This window comes from Streptomyces sp. NPDC058157 (genome assembly GCF_042884105.1).
Lineage (GTDB): Bacteria > Actinomycetota > Actinomycetes > Streptomycetales > Streptomycetaceae > Streptomyces.
In genome coordinates this window covers 1-10,926 of record NZ_JBHVUQ010000218.1, presented here as the reverse complement: position 1 = coordinate 10,926, position 10,926 = coordinate 1, and the positions used below count along the sequence as shown (strand labels likewise).

Genomic DNA, 10,926 nt, shown 5'->3' with positions numbered 1-10,926 from the left:
ACTGCGGGCCGTAGCTCTGGAAGCCGAGGCCGTACGCCTTCGGGCCGCCGCCCACGAGGTCCTTGCCCTCGGAGTGGATCCGGGCGAACTCGGCGGCGGTGTCCGGCTGGAGGAGGGGTTCCCGTCCGTCCAGGCCGAAGGCGGCGGCCGCGTACAGGCCCGCCAGGCCGCGTGCGGTGCCGAGTCCGCCGGCCGAGGCCTGGCCGCCGGCGCGCACGGCGCGCGAGTTGGGGAACTCGTACAGCTCGGCGTTGCCGGGGGCGTGCTCGTTGAAGGCGATCCCGCCCAGCCCGAACGGGCTCGCGGCCGACGCCTCGATCTCGGCCGCCTGTGCGGGCGTCGGCAGCATCGGCTGGGTGCCGAGGAAGCGCGGCTCCTCGGACTCCGGCAGGCCCAGCCACAGGTCGAGCCCGTACGGGGCGCGGACCCGTTCCTCGTACCAGGCCTGCAGGGTGCGTCCGGTGGCCCGGAACACCACCTCTCCGACCAGGGCACCGATCACGAGGGCGTGGTAGCCGAAGAAACGGCCCGGCTGCCAGAACGGGCGCTGCCCCGCCAGGCGGGCCGCCAGGGCCCGGTCGTCGGCGAGTTCCCGCGCGGTGAAGCCGGCGTCCAGGCCGATGACCCCGGCCCGGTGGGCCAGCAGCTCGCGCAGCGTGACGCCGCCCTTGTCCTGCGCGGCGAAGTCCGGCCAGTACGAGGCGACGGTCCGGTCCAGGTCCAGGAGGCCGTCCTGCACCAGGAGCGCGGTCACCAGGTACGCCGCGCCCTTGGTGGAGGAGAAGACGCCGAGCAGGGAGTCCGCGCCCACCCCCTGCGACCAGAGGTCCACCACCCGTTCGCCGCCCCGGTACACCACCAGTTGCGCGCCGGGTTCGTGCTCTTCGGCCGCGAGGAACGCGGCGAACTCCTCCCGGACCCCTTCGAACCCGGCGACCACCGTGCCGTGGACTGCCATGACCCCTCCCGAACCACCTTGTCGATCTTGCTGTCGCGGCAACCCGGCACCCCGCGCGCCTATTCCCCGCGCCCATCGGCTCCCCCGCTCCGCCGGAGCAGGTGTGCCCGTATGCGGTGGAGGACTGCCCTCGCGGACATGTACGCCCCCCGCCGGGGCGCCTACGGTCGGCGGGGACCGGCCGGACGGCCCGGGACCGGGTGGCCCGCCCGGCCTCCGGTGCCCTTACAGGAAGCTGCGGCGTCATGGGTTTCGACCGGAAGAAGGAGCAGGGCGAACGGGACGGGAAGGCGCTGCCGACCCGGTCCCCGGCCGCCCCGCACACCGATGCGGCGTTCCTCCTCGGGAGCCGCCAGGTCACACGGTCCTCCGTGCAGGCCGTCGGGCACCTGGCGGGGAACGCCGCCGCCACCGCCTACGTGCAGCGGGTCAGCGACGAGAAGCGGGAGGAGGCCGAGGGGAGGCGGCGGCGGATGGCGGAGCGCGCCCGCAGGCGCAACGACGCCCGGCCGGTGGGCGCGTTCACCACGCAGGACACGCCGTTCGGCCCGGTCAACGAGCGGAGCGGGCGCGGCGGGGCTCCGTACGTCACCACCAACCAGGCCCAGTACCCGGGAACGCCGAGGACCGACGGCCGCTACGTCCGCGAGGAGCAGGGCCAGTTCGTCGGCCTCATCCCGGCCCTCGACGCCGAGCACTTCCAGCCGCTGGCCGACGCGCTGAAGGGGCGGCAGCCGAGCGAGGAGGAGATCGCCGGGATGAGCGACGAACAGCGCCGGGCAGCAGCGATGATCATGGGCATCGCGAACGCCGAGGAGATCCGCGCGGGGGGTGCGACGAAGCAGCTCCGCGCCGCGCTGCGGCGGCAAGGCGAGCCGTCGCACGAGGCGTTGGAGTTCCTCAGGGACTACCCGCAGGGCGCTCCCGGCGGGGCCCGGCACGAGCAGCGCGTGCGGGAGGGCCGGTCGAGGCGGACCACTCCGGAGATCGAGACCATCCTCGAGGCCTCGTCCTCGTCCTCGTCCTCGTCGGACGAGGGCTCGCCGCGCCGCCCCAGTTGACGGTCACACGGGTGGGGGCAGCGGCTCACGGGCCGCGTGCCAGGCGGGCGGGAGGGCGGTGACGCCCGTGCGGGCGGCGATGACCCCGCCCGCGATGGCGCAGGTGGTGTCGATGTCCCCGCGGCCCTCGACCGTGGACCACAGGCCCTCGTGCAGGTCGTCGAGGTGGGTCGCCGCGCACCACAGGGCGTAGGGCACGGTGTCGGGCCCGGACATCCGGTAGCCGGACCCCAGTACCTCCGCGGCGTGCCGGACGGAGGTGTGCTCCGGCATGCGGGCGGCGATCCGCAGCCCCGAGCGGACGTCGCCGACCGGGAGCTTTTCGGCGACGGCCAGCAGGAACTCCGGGCGCGCCGGGGCGGCGCCGCCGCGGCTGCGAGTGGCGAGCGCCGCGGCCACGGCGACCGCCACCGCCCCGGCGACGGCCTCGGGGTGGTGGTGCGAGACCGCGCTCTGCCGGGCGGCCTGCTCGGCGACGGCGCCGAGGTCGTCGGCGAGCCAGGCGCCGAGCGGGGCCACGCGCATGGCCGCGCCGTTGCCCCAGGAGCCCTGGCCGCCGAACTGCCCGGCGACCACCTCCCGCCAGGCCTCGCCCGCGCCGATCCGGCGGAGCACGTCGTGCATCGAGGCGCCGTAGCCCCGGTGCGTGTCGGCGGCGTAGGCCTCGGCGAGGCGCCGGGCGAGGCGGTCCTGGTCGACGGTCCCGGCGCCCTCGGCGAGCTCCCGCACCAGTACGAGGGCCTGGGCGGTGTCGTCGGTCCACTGCCACAGCGGCTCCGGGGGCGGGACGCGTGCCTCCAGGGCTGCGGAACCCTCGCGGCGCAGGACGGCGAACCAGCGGTCGCCGAAGGAGTCGCCGAAGGCGAGCCCGGACAGGGCGTCCAGGGCGGGGGCGGGGATGTCGGTCACCGGCCCAGTATCACGAAGGAGTTCCGCCCGGGGCACCCGGATTTCGGCGCGGCCGCCCCGACTGCGGGGCGCCGCCGGTGAGTCCGGCGCAGGGGGCGTCACCGCCGGCGGCGGCCCGCTGGCCGGCGGACCGTCGATCAGGGGCGGGTGAGCCGAGCAGGGCCGTGCGGTGCGAGCGTCGTCACGCTGCCCGGGTCCGTGGCGCCGTCCTCGATCAGCGGGTCAGCTCGGACCGTCCGGCACGGCGCGTCACGAGCGGCGGGCCAGCAGGTGGGCGTCGAGGAACCCGCGCTCGGAGGCCGGGTCGTGGAGCAGGCGGGCGAACACGGGGAGGCCGGCCGCGGCCAGCAGGTCTGCCAGCCGGTCCGCGGGCCAGCTGTAGGCCGGTGCCACCTTGTGGTCGAAGCGGACCGGGCCGGGACCGTCGGTGCCGAAGAACGACACGAGGAGCAGGCCGCCGGGTACCAGGACGCGCGCCTGCTCGGCGAGGAGGGCCGGCAGTTCCTCCGGCGGGGTGTGGATCATCGAGTAGTGGGCCAGTACGCCGCCCAGGGCGCCGTCCTCGACCGGGAGGGCCTCCATCCGGGCCTCCTCGAAGCGCAGCCGCGGACGGGTCCGCCGGGCGTGGGCGACCATGCCCGGGGAGAGGTCGAGGCCGAAGGCGTCCACGCCCAGGTCGTGCAGCATGGCCGTCAGGTGTCCGGGCCCGCATCCGACGTCGGCCGCGCGCGGGTTGCCGGTCGCGCGCACCAGCTCGGCGAAGGTGGCGATCATGGCCCGGGCGAAGGGCTGGGTCTCCAGGCGGTGGTCGGCGAACATCCGGGCGTAGAGCTCGACGACCCCGTCGTAGGCGGTCCTGGTCTCGTCCTGGTGGTGCGGCACGCGCAAGAAGCTAGCAGCCGGTGTCGCGGCCCCGGCGCGCTCCCGGTGCCGCGTAGGCCCGGACGTATGGGCGCGCTCGGGGACCTGATCGGGCTCGACGACCGCACCGTGGCGGCCGTCGGGCGGGAACTGGACGTGGAACAAGGGCAGCCGGACGTGACCCCATCGGCAACAACGGCCTCGTGGTCGAGTTGGGCGTGCCGGCCGAGCGCTGACTTCCGGCCCGGACGACCGCCGACCAGCTCCACGGCCTGGGCTACCGCCCGGATCCGGCCGCCCCGGACGGTGGCGCGCGCCCGGGCGGTCAGTGGGGGTCAGGCGCGGACTCCCCGGCCAGCTCGCGCTCCAGCCTCTTCAGCACCCTCTCGACGAGTTCGCCGCGATGGGAACCCGCGGTGACGCCCTGTTCGACGAGGTGGTCGTTCGGAGGGTCCTGGGCACCGGCGCCCTGTCCGGCCAGCTCCTCCTCCATGATGCGTCCGATCCTCTCGAGGAGCCGCGATCGGGCGGAGCCCGAGATGCTCGCGTCCACCAGCCTGTCGAACTCCTTGGGCATGCCGACTCCTCACGCAGGGAAGGGCTTCCGCTTCCACGGTAGCGAGGGGCGCGCCCGCGGTCACGCCCCGGGAGCCCGCGTCACGGGCGCGGAGCCCGCGACCGGGTTGCCCGCCCAGGCGGTGCCCGCGGGGAGGGTCTCGCCGCGCATCACCAGGGACGCGGGGGCCACGGAGGTGTGGGCGCCGACGGTGCTGCCGGGGAGCACGATGCTGTGCGGGCCGAGCGAGGCTCCCGCGTCCAGGCGGACGGTGTCCATGCGCATGACGCGGTCGTGGAACAGGTGGGTCTGCAGGACGCAGCCCCGGTTCACCGTGGCCCCGTCCCCGAGGGTGACCAGGTCGGTCTCCGGGAGCCAGTGCGTGTCGCACCACACGCCCCGGCCGATCCGCGCCCCGAGGGTGCGCAGCCACCAGTTCAGCACCGGCGTGCCGGTGAAGGGGCCGGCCAGCCAGGGGACGGCGAGGGATTCGACGAAGGTGTCGTACAGCTCGTTGCGCCAGACGAACGGGGTCCACAGCGGGTGTTCGGCCACCCGGAACCGGCCGACCAGCAGCCACTTGGCGGCGGTCGTCGTCAGCGCGGCGGCCGCCCCGGCGGCCAGCAGCAGCGGCACCGCGGCCGCCGCCGCCCACAGGGGTCCGCCGGCCAGCAGGGCGTCCTGTTCCCCGAGGAACACGCCCTCGGCCAGCAGCAGTCCGCAGACCAGCGGCAGCAGCCGGCACAGTTCGACGGCGGCCCGGGCCACGACCAGCCGCCGGGGCGGGGCGAAGGTGCGGCTCAGCTCGGCGGCCGCGGCGGTGCGCGGCAGTTCGAGGGCGGGACGGCCCAGCCAGGAGCTGCCGGGGGCGGGGTCGGCGGGGGCGTCGGAGAGGACGCCGACCAGGGCGCCGTCGGGGACGTGCCGGCCGGGCCCCACGATGCCGGAGTTGCCGACGAAGGCCCGGCGGCCGACCCGCACCGCGCCCAGGTGCATCCGGCCGTCGCGGAGTTCGTAGGGGGCGACGAGGGTGTCGTCGGCGAGGAAGGCCCCGTCGTCGACGCGGAGCAGCGAGGGCAGCGGGAGGACCGTGGAGATCTCGGTGCCGCGGCCGATCCGGGCGCCCAGCAGGCGCAGCCACAGCGGGGTGGCGAGGCTCGCGTACAGGGGGAACAGGCCGCTGCGGGCGCCGTCGAGGAGCCGGTGGACCAGCCACACCCGCCAGGCCACGCCGCCGTCGGCGGGGTGGCTGCCGGGGGTGATGCGCCGGCCCAGGACGCGGACCACCAGGGCGACCAGGGCGATCCAGCAGAGCGCGGCCACGAGGACGGAGAGCGGAGCGGCGAGCACCAGCCGCCCGGCGACCCCGGCGAGCGTGGGACGGTCCTTGACGAGCTGGTAGGTGGCGATCGCGACGGGCAGCGCCGCGACCGCCGGCAGCAGGGGCAGCAGGAGCAGGGAGAGCGCGTAGGCGGCCCGCCAGCGGAGCGGTCCGTGCGGCCGGGTCGGCGCGGGGCGCCGGCCCCGGTGCGCCGGGGCCCGGTAGAGGAGCCGGGCCGGGGAGCCGTGCCAGGTCTCGCCCGCCGGGACCCGCCCGTCGAGGCAGGCTCCCGCCGCGAGTTCGGCGCCCTCGCCGAGCTCCGCTCCGGGCATCAGCACCGCGCGGTGGCCGACCCGTGCGCCGGCCCCGATCCGGACGGCCCCGACGATCAGCCGGTCCCCGTCCAGCCACCACCCCCGGACGTCGGCCTCGGGCTCCACCGCGCAGCCGGCTCCGAACTCGGCGAGCCCGGTCACCGGCGGCATCGCGTGCAGGGCGGCTCCCGGTCCGGTGGCGCAGCCGAGGGCGCGGGCGTACCGGGCGGCCCACGGGGTGCCGAGCAGGGCCGGGACCCCGAAGACGGCGACGGCCCGTTCGGCCGCCCAGAGCCTCAGGTGGGTGCGGCCGCCGCGCGGGTGCGTGCCCGGGCGCACGCCCCGGGTCAGCAGCCGTGCGGCGAGGGTGCCCAGGGCGAACCGGGAGGGGGCGGTGAACAGCACGAGCCAGCCGGTCAGTACGAGCCACCAGGGGGTGTACGGGGTCCAGACGTGGGGGGTGAGCAGGCCGAGCACGTTGTCGAGGGCGGCCAGGACGATCACCCCGCGCAGGCCGGTGACGGCGTGGGCGGCGGTCTGGGCGAGGCACTGGACGAGGCCGGCCCGGCGCGGGACCGGGCGGACCGGGGGCCGCGTGTCCCGGCCGGCCACGAGGGTTTCGGCGTGGGCCGCCATGTCCCGCAGGACCGGCCGCCGGTAGAGGTCGGCCACCGAGATGCCGGGGTGTCCGGGGCGCAGAGCGGAGGCGAGGCGGGCCGCGCCCAGGCTGGTGCCGCCGAGGGCGAAGAAGTCGTCGCCGGGGCCCGGGCGCACGCCGAGCTGGTCCTCCCACAGGGCCGCCAGCCGTGCCTCGGCCGGGGTCAGCCGGGCCTGCGGTGCCGGGTCGGCGGGCAGCGGCCAGGGCAGGGCGTCCCGGTCGACCTTGCCGGAGGTGCGGGTGGGCAGCTCCGCCACCTCGGCGAGGAGCGGGACGAGGGCGGCGGGCAGCAGCCGGGCGAGCTCCTCGCGGGCGCTGTCGCGGACGTAGTCGGGGCCGGGGACCACGTAGCCGACGAGGATCCGCCCGCCCGCCGGGGTCAGGCGCACGGCCGACGCGGCCGCGCGCACGCCGGGCAGCGCGGTGAGCGCGGCGTCGATCTCGCCGGGCTCGACCCGCCGGCCGCCGATCTTGACCTGGTCGTCGGCGCGGCCGGCGAACACCAGGCCCTGCGGGTCGGCCCGGACGAGGTCGCCGGTGCGGTAGGCCCGGTCGGTGCCCAGGGCCGGGCAGGGCCGGTAGCGCTCCCGGTCCTTGGCGTGGTCGAGGTAGCGGGCCAGGCCCACGCCGGCGACGGCCAGTTCGCCGACCTCCCCGTGGGGCAGGGGTTCGCCGGCCTCGTCCACGACGGCCAGGTCCCAGCCGTCGAGCGGCAGTCCGATCCGTACGGGTTCGCCGGCGCGCAGACGGGCGGCGCAGGCCACGACGGTGGTCTCGGTGGGGCCGTAGGTGTTCCACATCTCCCGGCCGTCCACGGCGAAGCGGTCCACCAGCTCCGCCGGGCACGCCTCGCCGCCCACGATCAGCAGCCGGACGCGGTCCAGGGAGCCGGGCGGCCACAGTGCGGCCAGGGTGGGCACCGTGGAGACGACGGTGACGCCCCGCTCGACCAGCCAGGGTCCGAGTTCGTGGCCGGCCCGGACGAGCGAGCGGGGGGCGGGGACCAGGCAGGCGCCGTGCCGCCAGGCCAGCCACATCTCCTCGCAGGAGGCGTCGAAGGCCACCGAGAGCCCCGCCAGGACCCGGTCCCCCGGGCCGAGCGGCCGGTCGGCCAGGAACAGTCCGGCCTCGGCGTCGACGAAGGCGGCGGCGCTGCGGTGACGGACCGCCACCCCCTTGGGGAGGCCGGTGGATCCGGAGGTGAAGATGATCCAGGCGTCGTCGCCCGGTAGGACGGGGCGCGGCATGGTTCCCGGCGTGCTTCCCAGGGGCGGGACGGCGCCGGGTGCGAGGGCGGCCCCCTCCCCCAGGACCAGGCAGACGCCCGCCTCGCGGAAGACGGTGGCGGCGCGCTCCTCGGGGTCGTCGGCGTCGACGGGCACGTAGGCCGCGCCGCAGCGCAGTACCGCGAGCACCGCCACGTACAGGTCCGCCGTGCCCGAGGGGACGCGCACGCCGATCCGGTCGCCGGGGCCGGCCCCCGCCCGGCGCAGCCGCTGCGCCAGGGCCCGCGTCTCGGCGGCGAGGGCGCGGTAGTCGAGGATCCGGTCGCCGGTGTCCAGGGCGGGTGCGGCCGGGTGCGCGGCGGCGGTGGCGTCGAAGACGTCGAGGAGGGTGCGCGGCGGGTGGGCCGGGGCGCCGCGCAGGACGGCGGCGTCGCGCGGGCGGCTGCGCGGGTTCGGGACCGGGGGGAGGTGGTGGCCGGACGGGAGGGTTGACATCGGCAGGGCCTCGGTTTCACGTGCTGGGGGGTGTGCGGTCCGCCGCCCCGGGGGAACGGTTGCCGTACGCCTGCACAGATACCGTCGAGCCGTCGGCGGTTCACCCGTCGCGGGTCGCTGTCTCGAGCGATCGAACAGGGCCCCGCCCGCCCCATGACCCGGTCAAGTCGCCCGCCGCACACGGGGCCCGGGGGGCCGCGCACCGCGTGTCAGGGCGGTACGGGCCGCCTCTCCTTGATCAGGATTTGGCCGGCTCCTGGCCCGGTGTTCGGTTCGGCCGTCCCCCGTTCGACCGCCCGGCCGTGGCGGCGGGCGGTCAGGCGGAGGGGGTCGTTCCGGGGGTGGGGGTGGCGTGGGGGCGTTGGGGCAGCAGGGCCTTGCAGGTCTCGAAGGCCTGGGCCGAGGCCGGGTCGGAGGTGGGGAAGCCGCGCATGCCCGGCGCGTTCGGGGAGGCGGAGGGCAGGGCCACACCGTGGTCCTTGAGGCAGCCGGTGAACGCCTTCATGGCGCTGCCGTCGCCGCCGCCTCCGCGGCCGCCGCCGAACTGCGGGCGCAGGCTCGCGCAGGCCTGCGCGGCCTCCTGGCGCTTCGGGTCGGCGGACGGGCCGCCGCCGGGGCCGCGGGAACCCTGGCCCCAGCCGCCCGGGCCGCCGCCGGGGCCGCGCGAACCGCTCGGGCGGGGGGCCGGGGTGACCCCGTGCTGGGCCAGGCACTGGCGGTAGGCGTCGGCCGAGGTGGCGCCCGGCGAGGGCGCCGTGCTGCCGGCGGCCGCCTTGGCGGCGCCGCCCGACCCGGAGCCGCAGCCGGCGAGCAGCAGCCCGGACACCGTGAGGAAGACGGCGGTCAGGGCCGCCCGGGACGCGGGGCCGGTGGTGGTCCTGGGCATGTCCGTGGTCTCCTCGGGGCTCCGGTTGACCGGCGGCTGGGGCACACCGGTGACCGGGACTCAACCGTACGGAGGTGGGCGCGGGCCGGGCATCGGCTGGGAGTTGCCTGGGAACGGGCGGGGGCGCCGGTCCCCCGGCGACCGGAACGGCCGGTGTTACGCCCCGTTCGACGCCGAACGTCCCCTTCGGCCGGGCCCGCGGTTCCCAGGGAACTCCCAGGAAGTTCCCAGGACCTCCAAAGTGCCGGAGGCCAGCATGCCGCTCCATGAAGGTGCTCCCCCGGCGGCGCAAAGCCGTCCTCATCAACTCGACGCTCGCCGTGGCCGTCCTCGCGGGCGTCGGCGGCGCCTACGCGGCGGTGACCAGCGGCACCGACGCTCCGGCGCGCGGCGGTGCCCGGACCGCCACGGTCGCCAAGGGAACCGTCCTGGCGACCGTCTCCGGCTCGGGTTCCCTGAGTTCGCCCAACGACGCCGGGGTGAACTTCACCACCGGCGGGCGGCTGACCGAGGTGGACGTCAAGGCGGGCGACAAGGTCACCGCGGGACAGGTGCTGGGGAGGGTCGACGCGACCGCCGCCAAGGAGACCCTGGCGCAGGCCCAGGCCGCGCTGACCGCGGCGCAGGCGAACGTCACCAAGGCGGAGGCCGGGCAGACCCCGGCGGCCTCGGGCAGCGGCTCGTCCTCGCGCGCCGGCTCCGCGCCCGCGCCCGCGGCCACGCCCACCGTCGATCCGGCGCAGGTGGCCCAGGCCAACTCCCAGCTCACCCAGGCGCAGAACGCCGTGGGCTCCGCGCAGCGCGCCGTGGACGGCACCGTGCTGAGGGCTCCGGCCGCCGGTACGGTCGCCTCCGTGTCGGCCAGGACCGGCGACACGGTCGCGGGCACGGGCGCCGCCGGGAGCGGCAGTGGCGGCAGCGGGGGCAACGGCGGCGGGGGCTCGGGCGGCGGCTCGGCCTCTTCCTCCTCCTCTGCCGCCGCCGCTTCCTCCTCCCTGTCCGGGTTCGTGGTGCTCACCAATCCCACGGGCATGCAGGTGACGGCGAACTTCTCGGAGGCCGACGCCCTGCGCCTGAAGCCCGGCCAGGCGGCGACGGTCACCCTCAACGCGATGTCCGGGCGCACCCTCAACGCGCAGGTGCTGTCCGTCAGCTCGCTCCCCGTCAGCAGCGGCGGTTCCGGTGGCGGCGGCGCGGGTGGCGGGAGCGCGGTGCAGTACGCGGCCACCCTGACCATCACCAGCCCCACCGACGACCTGCGCAGCGGGCTCAGCACCAGCATCCAGGTGGTCGTCGGGGAGGCATCCGGAGCGCTGTCCGTGCCCACGACCGCCGTCTCGGGGACCGGGGCGAACCGCAGCGTGACCGTCGTCCGGGCGGACGGCACCACCGTACGCACGCCCGTCACCGTCGGTCTGGAGGGCGACGGCAGCGACCAGATCCTCAGCGGGCTGACCGAGGGCCAGCAGGTGCAGCTCGCCACGGTGTCCTCGGCCGGCAACGGCGGTTTCCCGGGCGGTGCCTTCCCCGGCGGCGCCGGCGGCGGCAACCGCAACCGCGGCGGGGCCGGCGGCGGTGGCGGTGGCGCGGGCGGCGGGTTCCGGTCCGGCGGGGGCGGGGGTGGCCGCGGATGACGCCGCCGCTGTGGCCGCGCCGCACCCGCCGCGCGGGGCCACCCGGC

At 76.9% G+C, this 10,926-nt stretch carries 8 protein-coding genes; 2 read left to right on the top strand and 6 right to left on the bottom strand.

What is annotated here, in order from left to right; genetic code table 11:
* The coding region (locus tag ACFVXK_RS33035; RefSeq protein WP_389619174.1) for a serine hydrolase domain-containing protein at positions 1-958 on the bottom strand (958 nt) is incomplete at its 3' end.
* Between the two features lie 245 nt (positions 959-1,203).
* Between ACFVXK_RS33035 and ACFVXK_RS33030 the strand changes: the two genes are divergently transcribed.
* The gene (locus ACFVXK_RS33030) at positions 1,204-2,019 is read left to right on the top strand and encodes a hypothetical protein (protein WP_389619171.1); all 816 of its coding nucleotides are present in this window, start codon (positions 1,204-1,206) and stop codon (positions 2,017-2,019) included.
* A gap of 3 nt (positions 2,020-2,022) precedes the next feature.
* Here ACFVXK_RS33030 and ACFVXK_RS33025 read toward each other — a convergent pair whose 3' ends face one another.
* The 5 genes from ACFVXK_RS33025 to ACFVXK_RS33005 all read right to left on the bottom strand — a co-directional run bounded on the left by ACFVXK_RS33025 (position 2,023) and on the right by ACFVXK_RS33005 (position 9,245).
* Complete coding sequence (locus ACFVXK_RS33025; RefSeq protein WP_389619169.1) at positions 2,023-2,928, bottom strand: ADP-ribosylglycohydrolase family protein; 906 nt, start codon at positions 2,926-2,928, stop codon at positions 2,023-2,025.
* A 249-nt stretch (positions 2,929-3,177) separates the two neighbouring features.
* Complete coding sequence (locus ACFVXK_RS33020) at positions 3,178-3,810, bottom strand: class I SAM-dependent methyltransferase (protein ID WP_389619166.1); 633 nt, start codon at positions 3,808-3,810, stop codon at positions 3,178-3,180.
* A gap of 304 nt (positions 3,811-4,114) precedes the next feature.
* A complete protein-coding gene (locus ACFVXK_RS33015; RefSeq protein ID WP_389619163.1) occupies positions 4,115-4,366 on the bottom strand; it encodes a hypothetical protein in 252 nt (83 codons plus the stop codon).
* Between the two features lie 60 nt (positions 4,367-4,426).
* Positions 4,427-8,359 (bottom strand): Pls/PosA family non-ribosomal peptide synthetase, encoded by a 3,933-nt coding sequence (locus tag ACFVXK_RS33010; protein ID WP_389619160.1) that lies wholly within the window; start codon positions 8,357-8,359, stop codon positions 4,427-4,429.
* Between the two features lie 316 nt (positions 8,360-8,675).
* Positions 8,676-9,245, bottom strand: coding sequence for a hypothetical protein (locus ACFVXK_RS33005; protein WP_389619157.1), 570 nt, complete (start codon positions 9,243-9,245; stop codon positions 8,676-8,678).
* A 266-nt stretch (positions 9,246-9,511) separates the two neighbouring features.
* On the opposite strand from ACFVXK_RS33005, the gene ACFVXK_RS33000 reads away from it, so the two are divergent.
* Positions 9,512-10,879: an efflux RND transporter periplasmic adaptor subunit gene (locus tag ACFVXK_RS33000; protein WP_389619154.1), complete on the top strand. Its 1,368-nt coding sequence runs from the start codon at positions 9,512-9,514 to the stop codon at positions 10,877-10,879.
* The last annotated feature ends 47 nt before the right edge of the window (positions 10,880-10,926 follow it).